19 protein-coding genes are annotated in these 18,589 nt (G+C 58.4%); 6 read left to right on the top strand and 13 right to left on the bottom strand.

The features are described 5' to 3' along the window. Positions 1–7: 7 nt before the first annotated feature. Both M2416_RS08965 and M2416_RS08960 read right to left on the bottom strand, forming a co-directional pair. On the bottom strand, positions 8–1,186 hold the full coding sequence (locus M2416_RS08965) for an efflux RND transporter periplasmic adaptor subunit (RefSeq protein ID WP_041145781.1): 1,179 nt from the start codon (positions 1,184–1,186) through the stop codon (positions 8–10). A 24-nt stretch (positions 1,187–1,210) separates the two neighbouring features. Further along, positions 1,211–1,666: a MarR family transcriptional regulator gene (locus tag M2416_RS08960; protein ID WP_041145782.1), complete on the bottom strand. Its 456-nt coding sequence runs from the start codon at positions 1,664–1,666 to the stop codon at positions 1,211–1,213. Between the two features lie 306 nt (positions 1,667–1,972). Here M2416_RS08960 and M2416_RS08955 point away from each other — a divergent pair, with 306 nt between their 5' ends. After that, entirely contained in the window at positions 1,973–3,598 is a 1,626-nt protein-coding gene (locus tag M2416_RS08955; RefSeq protein ID WP_259223396.1) for a mechanosensitive ion channel family protein, read from the top strand. A gap of 51 nt (positions 3,599–3,649) precedes the next feature. Here the strand turns inward: M2416_RS08955 and pcaC are convergent, their stop codons facing one another. From pcaC to M2416_RS08925, 6 genes are read right to left on the bottom strand one after another with little or no spacing between them, the layout of a single operon-like run. After that, positions 3,650–4,039, bottom strand: coding sequence for a 4-carboxymuconolactone decarboxylase (gene pcaC / locus M2416_RS08950; RefSeq protein ID WP_259223395.1), 390 nt, complete (start codon positions 4,037–4,039; stop codon positions 3,650–3,652). Continuing rightward, on the bottom strand, positions 4,032–4,796 hold the full coding sequence (gene pcaD, locus M2416_RS08945) for a 3-oxoadipate enol-lactonase (RefSeq protein WP_041145785.1): 765 nt from the start codon (positions 4,794–4,796) through the stop codon (positions 4,032–4,034). The genes pcaC and pcaD overlap by 8 nt, the downstream gene beginning before the upstream one ends. Continuing rightward, positions 4,786–6,138, bottom strand: a complete 1,353-nt coding sequence (locus M2416_RS08940; protein ID WP_259223394.1) for a 3-carboxy-cis,cis-muconate cycloisomerase — start codon at positions 6,136–6,138, stop codon at positions 4,786–4,788. The genes pcaD and M2416_RS08940 overlap by 11 nt, the downstream gene beginning before the upstream one ends. Before the next feature lie 9 nt (positions 6,139–6,147). Then, the gene (pcaF, locus tag M2416_RS08935; protein WP_259223392.1) at positions 6,148–7,350 is read right to left on the bottom strand and encodes a 3-oxoadipyl-CoA thiolase; all 1,203 of its coding nucleotides are present in this window, start codon (positions 7,348–7,350) and stop codon (positions 6,148–6,150) included. 10 nt (positions 7,351–7,360) lie between these two features. Then, positions 7,361–8,017, bottom strand: a complete 657-nt coding sequence (locus tag M2416_RS08930; protein ID WP_123708122.1) for a 3-oxoacid CoA-transferase subunit B — start codon at positions 8,015–8,017, stop codon at positions 7,361–7,363. Between the two features lie 10 nt (positions 8,018–8,027). Further along, a complete protein-coding gene (locus tag M2416_RS08925; RefSeq protein ID WP_041145789.1) occupies positions 8,028–8,714 on the bottom strand; it encodes a 3-oxoacid CoA-transferase subunit A in 687 nt (228 codons plus the stop codon). 167 nt (positions 8,715–8,881) lie between these two features. On the opposite strand from M2416_RS08925, the gene M2416_RS08920 reads away from it, so the two are divergent. Next, positions 8,882–9,688, top strand: a complete 807-nt coding sequence (locus M2416_RS08920) for an IclR family transcriptional regulator domain-containing protein (protein WP_045859586.1) — start codon at positions 8,882–8,884, stop codon at positions 9,686–9,688. Here M2416_RS08920 and smrA read toward each other — a convergent pair. Next, on the bottom strand, positions 9,685–10,248 hold the full coding sequence (smrA, locus tag M2416_RS08915; protein WP_076946829.1) for a DNA endonuclease SmrA: 564 nt from the start codon (positions 10,246–10,248) through the stop codon (positions 9,685–9,687). The two genes, M2416_RS08920 and smrA, sit on opposite strands and share 4 nt — an antisense overlap. A gap of 456 nt (positions 10,249–10,704) precedes the next feature. Continuing rightward, positions 10,705–10,971, bottom strand: a complete 267-nt coding sequence (locus M2416_RS08910) for a hypothetical protein (RefSeq protein ID WP_254846094.1) — start codon at positions 10,969–10,971, stop codon at positions 10,705–10,707. A gap of 128 nt (positions 10,972–11,099) precedes the next feature. Between M2416_RS08910 and ogt the strand changes: the two genes are divergently transcribed. From ogt to uspE, 3 genes are all read left to right on the top strand, one after another. Next, entirely contained in the window at positions 11,100–11,615 is a 516-nt protein-coding gene (ogt, locus tag M2416_RS08905) for a methylated-DNA--[protein]-cysteine S-methyltransferase (RefSeq protein ID WP_076946828.1), read from the top strand. 195 nt (positions 11,616–11,810) lie between these two features. After that, entirely contained in the window at positions 11,811–12,563 is a 753-nt protein-coding gene (gene fnr, locus M2416_RS08900) for a fumarate/nitrate reduction transcriptional regulator Fnr (RefSeq protein WP_002903394.1), read from the top strand. A gap of 136 nt (positions 12,564–12,699) precedes the next feature. After that, on the top strand, positions 12,700–13,650 hold the full coding sequence (uspE, locus tag M2416_RS08895) for a universal stress protein UspE (protein WP_041145793.1): 951 nt from the start codon (positions 12,700–12,702) through the stop codon (positions 13,648–13,650). A gap of 136 nt (positions 13,651–13,786) precedes the next feature. Here the strand turns inward: uspE and M2416_RS08890 are convergent, their stop codons facing one another. The 3 genes from M2416_RS08890 to pntA all read right to left on the bottom strand — a co-directional run bounded on the left by M2416_RS08890 (position 13,787) and on the right by pntA (position 17,066). Next, entirely contained in the window at positions 13,787–13,975 is a 189-nt protein-coding gene (locus tag M2416_RS08890) for a YdiH family protein (protein ID WP_041145794.1), read from the bottom strand. Between the two features lie 162 nt (positions 13,976–14,137). After that, positions 14,138–15,526, bottom strand: coding sequence for a Re/Si-specific NAD(P)(+) transhydrogenase subunit beta (pntB, locus tag M2416_RS08885; protein WP_045858484.1), 1,389 nt, complete (start codon positions 15,524–15,526; stop codon positions 14,138–14,140). Positions 15,527–15,536: 10 nt separating this feature from the next. Next, positions 15,537–17,066 (bottom strand): Re/Si-specific NAD(P)(+) transhydrogenase subunit alpha, encoded by a 1,530-nt coding sequence (pntA, locus tag M2416_RS08880; RefSeq protein WP_259223378.1) that lies wholly within the window; start codon positions 17,064–17,066, stop codon positions 15,537–15,539. 521 nt (positions 17,067–17,587) lie between these two features. Here pntA and ydgH point away from each other — a divergent pair. After that, positions 17,588–18,538, top strand: a complete 951-nt coding sequence (gene ydgH, locus M2416_RS08870; RefSeq protein ID WP_045858488.1) for a DUF1471 family protein YdgH — start codon at positions 17,588–17,590, stop codon at positions 18,536–18,538. The last annotated feature ends 51 nt before the right edge of the window (positions 18,539–18,589 follow it).

Here is an 18,589-nt window from a genome sequence, read left to right as displayed (position 1 = left end):
GTCTCTCTTAACGGGCGCCGGCGGCTACCGCTTTGCTGTTGTCATGAAGGATTTTAGCCACCAGCTGGTCCGCCTGTTCCAGCGGGTTCTGATACACATCCGTGGTGAAACGCGGGGCGCTAACGGTTTGCTGCGGCAGCAGATGGCCGTCGGTATCGCGAATATCAACGCGAACGTTCATCGACAGCCCCACGCGCAGCGGGTTTTTCTGCATATCATGCGGGTCCAGCGTGATGCGCACCGGCAGACGCTGGACGATTTTGATCCAGTTGCCGCTGGCGTTCTGCGCGGGCAGCAGCGAAAACGCGCTGCCGGTGCCGATGCCCAGGCTCTCAATGGTGCCGTGGTACTCCACGTCGTCGCCGTAGAGGTCCGCGCTCAGCGTCACTTTCTGCCCCAGGCGCATCGCGCTCATCTGGCTCTCTTTGAAGTTGGCATCGACCCACACCTCATTCAGCGGCACGATAGCCATCAGGGTAGTTCCCGAATCGACGCGCATGCCGAGCTGGACCGCGCGTTTGGCGACAAAACCGCTGACCGGCGCAACGATGGTGCTGCGCGAATTATCCAGATAGCGCTGACGCAGCGTGGCTACCGCGCTTTTAATTTCGGGATGGCTGTCGATAACCGTGTCATCAACCATCGCGGTGTTGGTGCGTAACGCCTCCTGAGCGGCGGCTAAGTCGCTCTGCGCGCTGGTGACCGCGTCGCGATAGTGGGAGAGATCTTCCGCAGCGATGGCGCCGCTCTGGTAGATTTTCTGCCGCCGGGCGTAGTCGTTTTGCGCCGTCTGCAGGGCGACCCTTTTCGCCGCAACCTGCGCGCGGTAGTTATCCGCCGTGCTGTAGAGCCCGCGAACCTGGCGCACGGTGTTGGCCAGATTGGCTTCCGCCTGCTGCAGCGCAATTTCGGTATCGCTCGGGTCAAGCAGCACCAGCGGCTGCCCCTTCTGCACAAAATCCCCCTCGTCCACCGTGACCTGGGTCACCGTGCCGCCGATTTGCGGAGTGAGCGTCACCTGGTTGCCGTTAACGTAGGCATCGTCAGTCGATTCATAGTAGCGGGCATACAGCAGATACCATGCCACGCCGCCGCCGGCGGCAAGCAGCAGAATAATCAGTAAAATAATAAAGTTGCGTTTGCGCTTGCTGCCGCGCTCGGCGTGCTGTGCAGGTGTGGTTTCCATCTTGTGCGGACCTTCTTGAATACGTTAGCGATGAGGAGCAACAATTTCGTCTGGCAGCATTTTTGTCATTAGCTCTACCAGTAAACGAGACTCGTCGGGGGTCAGTCGGGCGGTAAGGTCGCTGATGATTGACGCCAGCGCTTCATTAACAAAGCGCTCGCAAATCAGCTCGCCTTTGCCGGTCAGCGCCAGCACGACCTGCCGCTTATCCTGCGGATTAGGCGAACGGCTGATGAGATCGCGCTTGACCATCCGATCCACCATGCGGCTCATCGCCCCGGCGTCCATGACCAGATTTTTGCTGATCTCAACCGGACTGGTGACGCCCTTATAGATGCTGATCAGCACCTTAAACTGCGCGGCCGTGATATCCATGCCGGAGAAGTACTGGCTAATAAGCTGATCTTTATACTGGTTTGCCAGATGGATTAATAAACCCAGATGGAACTTGTTATTGATAATACCCGGATGCTTATTCATGATATTTGCCTGGTCAATAATTACAAATGAAATTACTGACCAGGCATTTATTTGTCAATGCTGTGTCAAGAAGATCGCACATTTTGTCAGCGCGAGCGTCGGTGCAGCATCGCCTGACTTTCCGCACACGCCGGAGCCGTCCCTTTTTGCCCGCACAACCCTCCAGCTGGCGCTGCCGCCGCTCTCTGGCGCCGGGCGCCTCTTGAATTCGCTTATTGCTGGTCTATGCTCAAAGCAGGGTCAGGTCAGAATGTGCTATTGACCACCTGAAAAATAACAATAATTCCCTATTTTCGGGTGCCAAATATGAACAGGATACAGGCGTTGTGTTTGACATGGCTCGCGCTGTGTCTGGCTTTCCCACTTTCGGCGGCGGAACCTCGCCAGCAGCCGACGGAGCGTGAACAGGCTCGCACGGTAAAAATTTTCCACCAGCCGATAGTGATGCTGCAGGCGACCTTCGGCCAGACCACACCGGAAGAGCGCGTGCTGCGCATCCGTAATACCCTGCGCGCCTTTACCGAGGCGGATATCAGCCAGCCGCTCCAGGTGGTTCCAGTCACCCGTTACAACCTGCCGGGACGACTGTTCATCATGAACGGGAAACCGATTATGCTGCTGAGCCAGGCCGACCTCGATGAGGGCGACGATCTGACCCTCGATCAGGCGGCACAGCGGGTCCTCGCCCGCATGGAGACGCAGCGGACCTCCCTTCGGGAGCAGTACAACAAGCCCTATCTGGCGCTGGCTATCGTGAAGGTCGTCGCCGCGACGCTGGTACTGGCCACGCTGTATTACGCTACATACCGCTCCTGGCGACTGGTGCGCCGATTTTTTCATCGCCGCATCCTCGAAAAGCGCAGCTGGATCCCGCAAAGCTGGCGCCGTTTTCTCGGCAATATTGAAACCAAACTGTATGCCCTGCTGATGATTCTTCTGGGGATAATGGTACTGTACGCATGGCTGAGCTGGGCCTTTGGACTGTTCCCATGGACACGGATATGGAGTGAATCGTTAGGCGACTGGTCGCTACGCGTGCTGCAGGGCATTGCCCTGTCGATGGCTTCCTCGTTGCCAGGCCTGCTGATCGTGCTGATTATTCTGCTGATTACCTGGTTTATTATCCGCCTCGTCAAGCTGCTCCTCAGCCAGGTGGAGGCCGGACGCCTGCAGGTTCCCGGGCTGCACCCGGAGACGGTGGGCGCCACCCGCAAGCTGATTTCGGTAGCGATCTGGCTGTTTGCCCTTTCGGCAGCCTATCCCTTCCTGCCCGGCGCTAATTCACTGGCTTTTAAGGGAATTAGCGTCTTTTTCGGCCTAATGTTGACCCTGGGTTCCGCGGGCGTCATGAACCATGCCATGAGCGGGCTGGTACTGATTTACTCGCGCGCCCTGCATAAAGGGGACGTGATCCGCATCGCCGACAACGAGGGCAAGGTCAGCGAAATTGGCATGCTGGCGACCAAAATCATCACCCGGGAAAACTATATCGTCACCGTGCCGAACGCGGTGGTGGTCAGCGGGAAAATCACCAACCTCAGCGCGCAAAATCAAGGCTCTGGCGTCAACCTGACGACCGGGGTCACCATCGGCTACGACACGCCGTGGCGGCAGGTGCAGGCGATGCTGGAGCTGGCGGCGCACCGGTCGCAAGGGATCGATCATAGCCAGCCGCCGCTGGTGCGGCAGCTGGGCCTGCTCGACTGGTATGTTTCGTATGAGCTGCAGGTCCGACTGCTGCCTGAAACTGCGCTGGCCGTTGGCCGCACCACTTTGCATAGCAATATTCAGGATGTGTTTAATGAATTTGGCGTGCAGATCATGTCACCTAATTTTGTGATGCAGCCGAAGGGAGCGCTAGTGGTGGCGAAAGAGGACTGGTATGCCGAACCGGCGGCAGCGCCGCAGGACCGGGACCAGAAAGGGACGTGACCGTATGCGTTGGCCGGTCATACGTAACGTTGCCGGCCAGCTCAGTTAGGGTCAAACTGACTTGCCGTCCAGCTCGTCAAACACCTGCTGCGCCAGGTGCATCGTGGCGTTGGCCGCTGGCAGGCCGCAGTAGAGCGCGGAGTGCATAATCAGCTCCTTGAGCTCATCGCGGGTCACGCCGTTATTAAACGCAGCGCGCAGATGCATTTTGAGCTCCGCTTCGCGATTAAGCGCGATCAGCATCGCGATGGTGATCATGCTGCGAGTATGGCGTTCCAGCCCCGGTCGGGTCCAGGTTTCGCCCCACGCGTAGCGGGTAATAAAGTCCTGAAACTCTTCATTGAGCGGGGTCAGCTTATCCAGCGTGCGGTCGACGTGGGCATCGCCCAGCACCTGACGGCGTACCGCCATTCCCTGCTGATAACGCGCCTTGTCATCCATGCTGCTCTCCCCGGAAGAATCCCAGTAATGCGGCGCTGAATGCGCCCGCCGCTTCGATATTAGACAGATGCGATGCGGAGACCACCACCACCTGCGAGGCGGGGATCTGCTGATGGAGAAAGTTGGCATCCGCCACCGTCGTGACAGGGTCACTTTCCCCGGCGATTATCAGGGTTGGCAGGCTGATGTGCCCGACTTCACTGCGCAGGTCGGCCGCTGCCAGCGCTTCACAACAGGCGGCATAGCCCTCGGCATCGCTATGGGTCAGCTGATGGCACAGGGATGCGACCACCTCCGGCGCCTTCTGGCGAAAGGCGTGGCTAAACCAGCGGTCCGCCGCGCCGGCGGCCACCACGTCCATCCCCTCCTGACGGACGGCCCGCGCCCGCGAGAGCCAGCTGGCCTGGTCGCCAATTCGCGCGGCGGTATTGGCCACCGCAATGGCGTAAAACCGCTCTGGAGCGAAGCGTCCCAGCCACAGTCCGGTCAGTCCGCCCATCGAAATCCCGCAAAACCAGGCTTTCTCTATCTGCAGATGATCGAGCAGCGTAATAACGTCTTCGCCAAGCTGGGCGAGGGTCACTTTACCGCTTTTAGCGGTCTGACCATGACCGTGAGTGTCGTAGCGCAGCACGCGAAACCGCGCGGTTAGCGCGCCAAGCTGCGGCTGCCACATCGACCGGGTGGTGCCCAGCGAGTTGGAAAGAACGATAACCGGCGCACCTTCCGGGCCGTCAATCTGGTAATCAAGGTTCATCATGTTGTTCCTTGTAACGCGCCACGACCTGGCGCACAAAAATTTCCGCACTGCCGGTCGCCGTTGTCGGGTCCAGCAGCTGGGTTAAACGGGCTACGCTAAGATGCTGGCTGACCTGAGGGTCGCTTTCCAGCAGCGCCAGCAGCGGGCGCGACTGGTCAATCGCCTGGCGGCACAGCGCCTCGACCCGATGATGAGCGTCGGCCTTACCGATAAACTCCGCCAGCGCCAGGGTCACCGCTTCGGCCATAATCAGGCCGTGGGTCATATCGAGATCGGCGCGCATTTTTTGCGCGAACACCTGCATATCGCGCGCCAGCTCGACGCTCTGTTCCAGCGCGCCGCCGACGAGGGTGATCAGCTCAGGGAGCGTCTCCCACTCCGCCTGCCAGCCGCCGAGCGCGCGCTCGTGCTGCTGAACCTGGCCGGCATACAGGCAGGCCACCAGGCCCGGCGTACGCTGAGCCGCCGTCAGGATCGCCGCGCAGCCGACCGGGTTACGCTTGTGCGGCATCGTCGACGAACCACCGCGGCCCTCCGCGACCGGCTCCGCAACTTCGGCAACTTCCGTCTGCATCAGCAGCGAAAAGTCATTGGCAAATTTACCCAGCGTCCCGCAGACCCCGGCGTACCAGGCCCCCACTTCCAGCAGCCGATCGCGCTGGCTGTGCCACGGGGTGTCCGGCAGCGCCAGGCCAAGCTCGGCCGCCAGCCGCCCGGCGACCTCCGGTGCGTGCCCTTTTAGCGAGTCGAGGGTGCCCGCCGCGCCGCCAAACTGCAGAACCAGCACGCGGGCGCGCATTTCGCGCAGCCGCTGCTGCCAGCGCAGCAGCGCATCGAGAGTGCCCGCCAGCTTCAGGCCAAAGGTCACCGGCAGCGCGTGCTGCATCCAGGTACGCCCCGGCATCACCGTATGCTGATGCCGCTGCGCCTGCTGCGCAAATTCAGCCATCAGGCGCTGCAGCAGCGAATCGGTCTCCGCCAGCGCGCCGCGCAGTTGCAGAACCAGACCGCTGTCGATAGCATCCTGGCTGGTGGCTCCCCAGTGGACGTAGCGAGCGGCCTGCGGGTCCGAAGTCTTAACGCAGGCGGTAAGCTGCCTGACCAGCGGGATCGCCAGGTTCCCGGCGTCGGCCGCCGCCTCTCCCAGCGCGGAGAAATCGATAAGCGAATGCCGGCAGGCGTTGACCACCGGCGCGACGGCCGCCTGGGGCACTATCCCGCAGGCGGCCTGGGCGCGGATCAGCGCCGCTTCAAAATCCAGCATCCCCTGTACCCGCTGCGCGTCGCTAAACCAGGCGGTCAGCGGGCTGCTGCGCATCATCGGGGTCAGCAAACTCATTTTGGCTCCTTAAACACGTTCAATAATCAGCGCAATTCCCTGGCCGACGCCGATACACATGGTGCACAGCGCGTAGCGCCCGCCGGTGCGCCGCAGCTGATAGGCGGCGGTCATCGCCAGCCGCCCGCCGGAGGCGCCCAGCGGATGGCCTAAGGCAATCGCCCCGCCGTTGGGGTTAACGTGCGCGGCGTCGTCGGCCAGGCCTAAATCGCGCGTCACCGCCAGCGCCTGGGCGGCAAAGGCTTCGTTCAGTTCAATCACGTCCATCTGCGCCAGCGTCAGCCCGGTCAGCGTCAGCACTTTACGTACTGCCGGAGCCGGACCGAAGCCCATAATTCTTGGCGCGACCCCGGCGGTCGCCACGCCGACAACGCGCGCCAGCGGCTGCAGGTCGTTCACCATCAGCGCCTGCTCGCTGGCCAGCAGCAGCGCGCAGGCCCCATCGTTGACCCCGGAAGCGTTGCCGGCGGTCACCGAACCGTCGGCGCGCACCACGCCTTTTAGCTTCGCCAGCGCCTCCAGCGAGGTGCTGCGCGGGTGTTCATCGCGGGTAAACAGCAGCGGATCGCCCTTACGCTGCGGGATCGAGACCGCAATCAGCTCATCGGCAAAGCGCCCGGCCTCCTGCGCCTCGGCGGTTCGCCGCTGGCTGCGCAGGGCGAAGGCGTCCTGGTCCGCGCGCGAAATCGCAAAATCAGCGGCCACGTTTTCAGCGGTTTCCGGCATCGAATCAACGCCATACAGCGCCTTCATCCGCGCGTTGATAAAGCGCCAGCCGATAGTGGTATCTTCAATCTGCATGCTGCGGCTATAGGCGTTTTCGGCCTTGCCCATGACGAAGGGCGCGCGCGACATGCTCTCTACTCCGCCGGCAATCATCAGCTGAGTCTCGCCGCTTTTGATTGCCCGCGCTGCGACGCCGATCGCATCAAGGCTCGAGCCGCACAGGCGGTTAATAGTGCTGCCCGGAACCGTTTCCGGAAGTCCGGCCAGCAGCAGCGCCATGCGCGCGACGTTGCGGTTATCTTCGCCGGCCTGGTTTGCACAGCCGTAAATCACGTCATCGATGCGCGAAGGATCCAGTCCCGGATTGCGCTCCAGCAGCGCCTTGAGCGGCAGCGCGCCTAAATCATCGGCGCGCATCGGCGCCAGGGTGCCTGCAAAACGACCGAAGGGTGTACGCACCGCATCACAGATAAATGCCTGATTCATCATAGGTTCCTTACGCGCTTTTCGCCAGATGTTCGAAGGTCAACGCCACCGGAGTGATGCGCTGCAGCTCCTCAAAAGAGAGGCCGTTGAAGATTTCCCGCACCACCGGGCCGCCGGGGGTGATATCGATAACCGCGAGGTCGGTGTAGATTCGGCTGACGCAGCCAACGCCGGTCAGCGGATAGCTGCAGTGCTCCACCAGCTTGCACTCGCCGTCGCGGGTCAGATGATCCATCATCACGAAGACCTGACGCGCGCCGATAGCCAGGTCCATCGCCCCGCCCACGGCCGGGATCGCGTCCGGCGCGCCGGTGCTCCAGTTGGCCAGATCGCCGCGGGCAGAGACCTGATAGGCTCCCAGCACGCAGATATCGAGGTGGCCGCCGCGCATCATGGCAAAGGAGTCGCCGTGGTGGAAGAAACAGCCGCCTTTGAGCAGCGTGACGTACTCTTTCCCGGCGTTAATCAGCTCCGGATCCTCTTCGCCGGGCTGCGGTCTGCCGCCCATGCCCAGCAGACCGTTTTCACTGTGCAGGAACACCTCTTTATCCGCGGGCAGATAGTTGGCGATGCGGGTCGGTAAACCGATACCGAGGTTCACATAGGCCCCTTCCGGGATATCGCGCGCCACGCGCTGGGCCATCTCATCACGAGTTAATTTTTGCATCGCTGGCTCCTCAGGCGCTCTGTGCGGTAACGGTGTTTTCCAGCGAGAAGACGCGCTGGACAAAAATCCCCGGAGTAATGATATTTTCCGGGTCCAGTTCGCCGAGGGTGACCAGGCGGGAGACCTCAACGATGGTGGTTTTGGCGGCGGTTGCCATGATCGGGCCAAAGTTGCGCGCCGCTTTGCGGTACACCAGGTTGCCCCAGCGGTCGGCGTGATGAGCCTTAATCAGCGCAAAATCGGCCTTAATCGGATATTCAAGAACATAATGGCGCCCGTCGATTTCGCGGGTCTCTTTGCCTTCCGCCAGCGGCGTGCCGTAGCCGGTCGGGGTAAATACCGCCCCCAGTCCGGCGCCGGCGGCCTGGATTCTGGCCGCCAGATTGCCCTGCGGAACCAGCTCCAGCTCGACCTTGCCGCGGCGGTAGAGGTCGTCAAAAATCTGCGAGTCAACCTGACGCGGGAAAGAGCAGATCATCTTGCTCACCCGTCCGGCCTTCAGCAGCGCCGCCAGGCCCACCTCACCGTTGCCCGCGTTGTTGTTGATAATGGTTAGGTCGCGGGCGCCCTGCTCAATCAGGGCATCAATCAGGTACGTTGGCTGACCGGCGGGACCAAAACCGCCGATCATGATGGTCGCGCCGTCGTGGATCCCGGCGATGGCATCGCTTAGCGTCGACACGCTTTTATCAATCATCAGGTCGCTCCTTTATGTGCGGTAATCGCACTTATATACGTTGTTCGCACAAAATGTGACCCGCTTAACGATGTTGGTCAAGGGCGATAATCGAAATATGGTGCGATAATCGAACATCGTATATCTTTAGCGAAAGAATGTGATCGATGGCAAATATGGAGAACAAAATGGAGAAGCATCCAGACGATTTACTGACCGGCGATAGCGACCCGTTTAAGGGCGACCCGAACTTTATGGCCTCGCTGGCCCGCGGGCTGGAGGTGATTCAGGCCTTCACCCCGCAGCGCCCGGTGCTGTCGATCTCACAGATCAGCCAGAAGACCGGTATTCCGCGCGCGGCGGTGCGCCGCTGCCTCTATACGCTCGGCAAGCTGGGGTTTGTCTATGCTGAAGATGGCAAGAATTTTCAGCTGCGTCCGCGCATCCTCGCCCTCGGCCACGCCTGGCTGGCCTCAACCCCGCTGGCGCGTTCGGCCCAGCCGGTGCTCAAGCATCTGAGCGAAATGCTTAACGAGTCCTGCTCCATCGCCACCCTCGACGGCGACGATATTCTCTACATTGCCCGCGCCTCCAGCTCACGCATTATGACTATCGATCTGGATATTGGCAGCCGGCTGCCGGCCTGGGCCACCTCGATGGGCCGGGTGCTGTTGAGCCATCAGCCGGAGGAGAAGCTGAACGATATGCTGGGCCGGGTGACGATGATTCGCTACACCCCGCAAACGGTGGATTCGGTGAATAAGCTGCGCGCCGAGCTCAGGCGCGTCCACCAGCAGGGCTACGCGCTGAACGATCAGGAGCTGGAGATGGGGCTGCGCTCGCTGGCGGTGCCGCTGTTTAACCCGCAGGGACAGGTTCAGGCGGCGCTGAACGTCGGCGTCCATGCCGGGCAGGTTTCAACTCGCGAAATGCTGGATCGGGTGCTGCCAGAGCTGCAAAAAGCGGCCCGGGAGCTGACGCTGCTGCTGCGCTAGCGGCTGCGTTTGGCGTGGCGCTCCCAGTTTTCCTGCTTTGCCTCGGCCGATTTGCGCAGGGCGACGTAGCACGCTCCGCTGCCGCCGTGATGGGCGGATGCGACGCAAAATGCCTGCACTTCGGGAAGCTCTTCCAGCCAGCGCGCCAGGTAGCTGCGGATAATATTAGGATGAGCGCTGTCGTCACGCCCTTTGCCGTGAACAATCAGCACGTTGCGCAGCGACTCCTTCTGCGCCTGGACCACAAAGGCAAACAGCATTTGCCGACACTTCTCGACCGGCTGGCGCAGCAGATTGAGGCTCGCCTGCTGGCTGTATTTCCCCAGCCGCAGCTTGTCCAGCACGCCGCTTTGTAACCCCTCGCGCCTGAACTCCAGCGGCGTTGCCAGCGGCAGCACGTCGAGGTAGCCGGTGGTCAAAAAGTTATCCAGCTGCAGTGCGTCGATGCGCTGCGGGGTGCGGGCGTGGCGCTCGGGATGCCACAGCACGTCGTTGCCGCTCTTCAGCGGCTGGACATCCTCCATGGCATCCAGAAATAGCGATTTGTCATCAAGGTTCATCAGCACTCCTCCGGCGACTATCGGAGGCTACTATAGCCGTCGCACCGCGCGCCCTCAACGCGTTTGTCGCCGGTCACGGCAGCGGTGGCGCATCCCGCGCCCGTAGCCACCTGCACTCAGCCCGCGCGATCGCCGCGGTGAATATACGTGATGCCAAAAAAAGTGCCTGAAAATAAGGGCCGGATTGCTGAACGGGTGTATGAGGGAGGGGAATAACAGGTCGGCAAGCGATCGCTGTCAATACGCTTGCCGGACCTGCTGAGGCACCTAAAAATGTTTTTTCTTTAAGTGCATATCTTTCATTAGCTTATAAAGCGACTCGATCATAAGAGAGACAGCATTTAACAGCAAACCACTGATAATCAATATCAAAACGCCAGTTAGCATATATTGCATACCATCACCTTTCACGTTAACAAAAAAAAGCCAGCACTAACGTGCTGGCAAATAATTGACTCAAGGAATGCCTGTATAGTGTATTGCGGCGTCGGGTGCCTCCCGATGAATTAGCCAGTTCAAACTAATCCGCGTGCGTATGACAAACTGCATAGAGAGATGAACTGAACGCTCCTCCGCATAGGGGAATTTACCGCCCGGAGAAAGTAGCAAAATCCATTCACACCCGCGCGGCGTAATTAATACAAAATTAAATATCGCGGGACCCGCTGCGATTTGGTTTTGCTTCTGCCCTGCAGGCAGCTGCAAAATGGAAAACATATTCATAGATTCGCCCCTTCAGCCACGCCGCTCGCCGTTCACCTTTATGGAGTATAGTTGCCCATCAGGATGACGTGATATCTTGTGTTCAGGGTGCAGTAATAATCATTTGAATCAGGTAATAAGGAAAAACGATGCTGATACTGCTTCAGGACAAAATCGATACCCCGGTCGGGCCGCTATGGATCATTTGCGACGAGCAGTTTCATCTGCGAGCCGTTGAGTGGGAGGAGCACAGCGCGCGGATGGAGCAGCTGCTGGAGCTGCACTATCGTCATGAAGGGTACCAGCGCGTGGATTCTCATAACCCGGGCGGGCTGAGCAGCAGGCTTGGCGACTATTTCGCCGGTGACCTTGCGGTTATCGAAACGCTGCCGACGGCGACGGCGGGCACCCCGTTTCAACGCGAGGTCTGGAAAACGCTGCGTACCATCCCCTGCGGCCAGGTTATGCACTACGGTCAGCTGGCGGAGGCATTAGGTCGGCCTGGCGCCGCGCGGGCTGTCGGGGCGGCCAACGGCTCTAATCCGGTCAGTATCGTGGTGCCCTGCCACCGCGTCATCGGACGTAACGGCACCATGACCGGCTACGCGGGCGGCGTGCAGCGTAAAGAGTGGTTATTGCGCCATGAGGGGTATTTGCTTCTTTGACCGTAAGTGCCTTTTATCGGAAGCATCCGGCAACTTTACAATCAAATATGCTCAGACATCTTATTTCTTATCAATGAGATAAAGGGGGTAATCGCTTTCCCCTTTTAATATTACGTGTTTCATCGGTTCGAGGCTTACCTGCTCACCAAAAAGATGTTAAAATTGACCAATATCAATTAAGGCTTGAGCAGACTTATGATCCCGGAAAAGAGAATTATACGACGCATTCAGTCTGGCGGTTGTGCAATCCATTGTCAGGATTGCAGCATCAGCCAGCTTTGCATCCCTTTTACTCTGAACGAGCACGAGCTTGATCAGCTTGATAATATCATCGAGCGAAAAAAGCCTATCCAGAAAGGACAGACCCTGTTCAAAGCCGGCGATGAGCTGAAGTCGCTGTACGCCATTCGTTCAGGCACCATCAAAAGCTACACCATTACCGAACAGGGCGACGAGCAGATTACCGGCTTCCACCTGGCGGGGGATTTGGTTGGTTTTGACGCGATCGGCACCGGTCTCCACCCGAGCTTTGCTCAGGCGCTGGAAACCTCAATGGTCTGCGAAATTCCCTTCGAAACCCTGGACGACCTCTCAGGCAAGATGCCGAATCTGCGTCAGCAGATGATGCGCCTGATGAGCGGCGAGATCAAAGGCGATCAGGATATGATCCTGCTGCTTTCCAAAAAGAACGCCGAGGAGCGCCTGGCGGCCTTTATCTACAATCTTTCTCGTCGTTTTGCCCAGCGCGGCTTCTCGCCTCGTGAGTTCCGTCTGACCATGACCCGCGGCGATATCGGGAACTATCTCGGCCTGACCGTAGAAACCATCAGCCGCCTGCTGGGTCGTTTCCAGAAAAGCGGCATGCTGGCGGTTAAAGGTAAATACATCACCATCGAAAACAGCGACCTCCTCGCTCAGCTGGCTGGTCAGGCGCGCAACGTCGCCTGATAGCCCGATCCCTTCGCCAGATCGCTAATTTTTTTCTTATTTGTTGATCTGGCCAGGGTCATCCCCTGTTTCAATTCATCTATATAGGTTATCTTTTTAATTACAGACTGCAGTTACAGTTGTAAGGAGACCCTGTATGGCGAAGTATCAGAACATGCTGGTAGTAATCGATCCTAACCAGGACGACCAGCCCGCACTGCGGCGCGCGGTATACCTACACCAACGGATTGGTGGCCGCATTAAAGCCTTTTTGCCGATCTATGATTTCTCATATGAGATGACGACCCTGCTGTCGCCAGACGAGCGAACGGCTATGCGCCAGGGCGTGATCAGCCAACGCAGCGCCTGGATCAAAGAGCAGGCCCGGTTCTATATCGAGTCCGGGATCCCAATTGACATCAAGGTGGTATGGCACAACCGCCCCTTCGAAGCCATTATCCAGGAAATCCTCAGCGACAAGCATGATTTAGTGCTGAAAATGGCGCACCAGCACGACAGGCTGGAAGCGGTCATCTTCACTCCTACCGACTGGCATCTTCTGCGTAAATGCCCGTGCCCGGTGTGGATGGTTAAAGACCAGCCGTGGCCAGAGGGCGGCAGAGCGCTGGTGGCGGTCAACCTTGCCAGCGAAGAAAACTACCACGACTCCCTGAATGAGAAACTGGTCAAAGAGACGCTTGAGCTGGCGGAACAGGTTAACCACACCGAGGTCCACCTGGTGGGCGCTTATCCGGTTACGCCTATCAATATCGCCATTGAGCTGCCTGATTTCGATCCCAGCATCTACAACGACGCCATTCGCGGCCAGCACCTGCTGGCGATGAAAACGCTGCGGCAAAAGTTTGCGATTGACGAGAGCCGCACCCACGTCGAAAAGGGTCTGCCGGAAGAGGTTATTCCCGATCTGTCGGAGCATCTGCAGGCAGGGATTGTCGTCCTGGGCACCATCGGGCGTACCGGGCTGTCGGCGGCCTTCCTCGGCAACACCGCCGAGCAGGTGATCGACCATCTGCGCTGCGATCTGCTGGTGCTGAAACCGGATCAGTACAAAACGCCGGTTGAACTGGACGACGAAGACGACGACTGATCTCTGGTAGCCCCGCCGTCGTCGCCAACTCCCCCGCCACCGCGGGGGATTTTTTTGCCCGCCGCCTCTCACAGAGCGTAAAAAAGGGCCTTCCGGCCCCTTCATCAGCGATGCATATCAGCTGAAGCGATACTTTTTAATGGATACCTAAGCGCCAGGCGTGGTCGATCTCTTCTTTCAGTTCAATGGAGGAGAGCGACATTAAATCGGCAAATTCCAGCTCGAGAAGTTTAAATTTTTTCAGGTACTGCGCGGGGGTTAAAGCGGTAGGGTCACGACGCAGAAATTCGATGGCCATTTGCGCGGGGGTTAATTCGGTATCCATAATATCCTCAGTGTGTTGAAAAAACGTCCCTATTATAGCACCCCGAGGCGATTAATTTATGAGCAATAAGTGGGCTGGCGCGCTATATAAAAAAGCCGTCTCAACGGAGACGGCTTCAGAAGCAAACGTTTTATAGCGACTTTCGTCCGCGCTCTTCAGGCCTTACAGCGCTTTCAGAATCGCATCCACGCTGGCTTTGGCATCGCCAAACAGCATGTGGGTGTTCTCCTTGAAGAACAGCGGGTTCTGCACGCCGGCGTAGCCGGTGTTCATCGACCGTTTGAAGACCACCACGTTCTGCGCTTTCCAGACTTCCAGCACCGGCATACCGGCGATAGGGCTTTTCGGATCGTCCTGCGCGGCTGGGTTAACGGTATCGTTGGCGCCGATAACCAGCACGGTGTCGGTGTCGGTGAAGTCATCGTTGATTTCATCCATTTCCAGCACCACGTCGTACGGAACCTTGGCTTCCGCCAGCAGCACGTTCATATGCCCAGGCAGACGACCGGCAACCGGGTGAATACCAAAGCGCACCTTGATACCGCGAGCACGCAGACGCTCGGTGATTTCCGCAACCGGATACTGCGCCTGGGCTACCGCCATCCCGTAGCCCGGGGTAATGATCACCGAGTGCGAGTTTTTCAGCATTTCAGCGGTATCTTCTGCACTAATTTCACGGTGCTCGCCCACTTCATCATCGCTGCCGGACGAGGAACCATCGGTACCAAATCCGCCGGCAATGACGCTGAAGAAGGAGCGGTTCATGGCCTTACACATGATGTAGGACAGAATCGCACCGGAAGAGCCGACCAGCGCGCCGGTGACGATCAGCAGATCGTTGCTCAGCATAAAGCCCGCCGCCGCCGCCGCCCAGCCTGAGTAGGAGTTCAGCATCGATACCACGACCGGCATGTCCGCCCCGCCGATGGAAGCCACCAGGTGCCAGCCAAACGCCAGAGCGATAACGGTCATCACCAGCAGCGCCAGAACCTGCGTCGCGGTGCTATCGGTGCGAACAAAGGCCACCAGCAGCACAAAAGAGACGACCAGCGCCGCGAGGTTCAGCTTATGACGGTTCGGCAGCATCAGCGGCTTGGAGGACATCTTGCCGCACAGCTTGCCGAAGGCCACGATGGAGCCGGTAAAGGTCACCGCACCGATGAAGATGCCGAGGAACACTTCGGTCAGATGAATATTGACCAGAATCTGCTCCATGCCGGTTTCATGCTGCAGGTAGCTGTTAAAGCCCACCAGCACCGCCGCAAGGCCGACGAAGCTGTGCAGCACCGCCACCAGCTCCGGCATTTCGGTCATTTCGACTTTCTTCGCCAGACGGATACCGATGGCGCCACCGATAACCATCGCCAGCAGGATCCACGCGACGTTGCTGCTGTCCGGCCCCAGAATGGTGGCGATCAGCGCGATCGCCATCCCGGCAACGCCGAAGTAGTTGCCCTGCTGAGAGGACTCGTGTTTTGACAGCCCTGCGAGACTAAAAATAAAGAGGATCGCGGCAACAATGTATGCAGCTGTAACTAATCCACCAGACATTTGTTACCCCTTATCCTTTGCGGAACATTTTCAGCATGCGCTGAGTGACGGTGAAACCACCAAAAATATTAATGCTGGCGATCAGCACCGCGATAAAGCTCAGCACGCTGACCCAGCCGCCGTGGCCTATCTGCAGCAGCGCCCCGACAACGATAATCCCCGAGATGGCGTTGGTGACCGACATCAGCGGCGTATGCAGCGCGTGCGACACGTTCCACACCACGTAGTATCCGACCACGCAGGAGAGCGCAAAGACGGTAAAGTGGCCGAGGAACTCCTTCGGCGCCACGTTAGCCAGCCAGCCAAACAGGATAATCGCCAGCGCCATCAGCGCGTATTTGCGCCACGGCGAAACCGGTTTTTTCGGTTCAACAGGCGCTTCAACCTTCTTCGCAGCGGCCTGCGGCTGGGCGGAGACCTGAATCGGCGGCGCCGGCCAGGTCACTTCCCCGTCGCGAACAACCGTTACGCCACGTACCACAACGTCGTCGAAATCGATGGCAATGTTGCCGTCCTTCTCTTTGCACAGCAGCTTGATCAGGTTGACCAGGTTGGTGCCGTAGAGCTGGGATGACTGGGTCGGCAGGCGGCCTGGCAGATCGGTATAGCCGATGATTCTCACCCCGTTGGCGGTGGTCACCACTTCGCCAGGCACGGTGTATTCACAGTTGCCGCCGTTCTGCGAGGCCAGATCGACCACCACGCTGCCGGAAGTCATCGAGTCAACCATTTCGCGGGTAATCAGCTTCGGCGCTGGTTTGCCGGGGATCAGTGCCGTGGTGACGATGATATCGACCTCTTTTGCCTGGGCGGCAAACAGCGCCATTTCGGCTTTAATAAAGGCTTCGGACATCACTTTGGCATAGCCGTCGCCGCTGCCCGCCTCCTCTTTAAAGTCCAGCTCAAGGAACTCAGCGCCCATGCTCTGCACCTGCTCTTTGACCTCAGGACGGGTGTCGAACGCGCGAACGATCGCCCCCAGGCTGTTGGCGGCGCCAATCGCGGCCAGGCCGGCAACGCCGGCGCCGATCACCATCACCTTGGCTGGCGGAACCTTGCCCGCGGCGGTGATCTGCCCGGTGAAGAAGCGGCCAAATTCATGCGCGGCCTCGACGATGGCGCGATAGCCGGCAATGTTGGCCATCGAGCTTAAGGCATCCAGCGACTGGGCGCGCGAAATACGCGGCACCGAATCCATCGCCATCACGGTTACCTTGCGGGCAGAGAGTTTTGCCAGCAGCTCCGGGTTCTGCGCCGGCCAGATAAAGCTCACCAGCGTGGTGCCTGGATTCAGTAAAGCAATTTCACTCTCGTCAGGCGCATTCACCTTGAGAATAACGGGCGACTGCCAAACTTCGGCGCCGTCCACAACCTCAGCGCCTGCCTGAGCAAACGCCTCGTCATCGAAACTTGCCAGCTGGCCCGCGCCGCTTTCAACTGCGACGGTAAAACCCAGCTTGAGCAGCTGCTCCACCGTTTTCGGCGTGGCCGCTACGCGGGTTTCATTGGCTAACCGTTCTTTTGGTACCCCGATACGCATAGTTTTCCCTTTCATCGGTTTTTGATGATGGTTTTCTCTTCTGACAGCCGACAATCCGCCGGCAAAACGCGCCGGCTCAGATATTCGACTGAAAAAAATGAAACAGTAACAAACTTTTTATAACCTACTGAAAATACCGATTGTGATCTACTGCGATAAAACAGAATTTTTGATTTTATTGGTAAAACGCGCGACAAACTGCGTCAGGCAGCAATATTTACCTTAAATTTATAAGCGAGCCTGATAATTCGCTTAGCTTAAGCCGTAATACGCAATTAATCGCCTGCCAGAACATCGCATTAACATTACATTAACTTATTAAAGCGATATCGATTATCGATTTTGCTGGTCAAGAGGCTGTTTTTTCAACATATCGGAAAATGTTATATTATTGTGACGCGCGTTTCGGGCGGTTAGCAAAAATTGACGCAGACAGTCACTCCTTTTAAATGCAATAATCGAGCGTTTTCAGTCAACAACAATACCTGTACATGGTTTGCGCAAGGCAAAGGACTATTTTTATGAATCTTAAGAACTCACTCCTGGCGTCTGCTCTCCTGGCTACGACTGCGCTGTCTGCCCATGCAGCGACCGAGCTGACTCCGGAGCAGGCGGCGGCGCTGAAGCCCTACGATCGCGTGGTCATCACCGGCCGTTTTACTGCGATTGGCGATGCGGTTAAGGCAGTCTCCCGCAAGGCCGACAAAGACGGCGCAGCCTCCTTTTATGTTGTCGACACCTCAGACTATGGCAACAGCGGTAACTGGCGCGTAACGGCAGATCTTTATAAAGACAACGCTCAGCAGGCCGATGCCCCAAAAAATCGCATGATTAATGGGATCATGGAGCTGCCGAAAGACCAGGCCGTTGAGCTGGAACCGTTTGATACCGTGACCGTGCAGGGCTTCTATCGCAGCCAGCCTGAAGTCAACGATGCCATCACCAAAGCGGCGAAAGCAAAAGGCGCGGCCTCTTTCTTCATTGTTCGTCAGGTGGATGCTAACCAGGGCGGCAATCAGCGCATCACCGCTTATGTTTATAAAGCCGATGCCAAAAAACGCGTTCTGCAAAGTCCTGACGCGATTCCTGCCGATTCTCAAGCCGGGCGCGCAGCGCTGGCTGAAGGCGGCGCCGCGGCTAAAAACGTGGAAATCCCCGGCGTGGCAACCACCGCAGCCGTTGGCTCAGGTACCGGCGTAGGCCGCTTCTTCGAAACGCAGTCCTCTAAAGGTGGGCGTTACACTGTCACGCTTCCTGACGGCACAAAGATTGAAGAAGTGAACAAGATCACCGCGGCGCAGATGGCCCCGTTCGATAGCATTAAGTTCACCGGTAACTACGGCAATATGACCGAAGTTTCTTACCAGGTGGCCAAACGTGCGGCGAAGAAAGGCGCGAAGTATTACCACATCACCCGCCAGTGGCAGGAACGCGGTGGTAACATGACCATCAGCGCTGACCTGTATAAATAACGACACCTCAGCTGAACAAAAAGGCGGCGCTTTGCCGCCTTTTTGCTTTTT

The sequence above is a fragment of the Klebsiella sp. BIGb0132 genome, from assembly GCF_024810075.1.
GTDB classification, from domain to species: Bacteria; Pseudomonadota; Gammaproteobacteria; order Enterobacterales; family Enterobacteriaceae; genus Klebsiella; species Klebsiella terrigena.
This window is presented reverse-complemented; position numbering and strand designations above follow the sequence as displayed.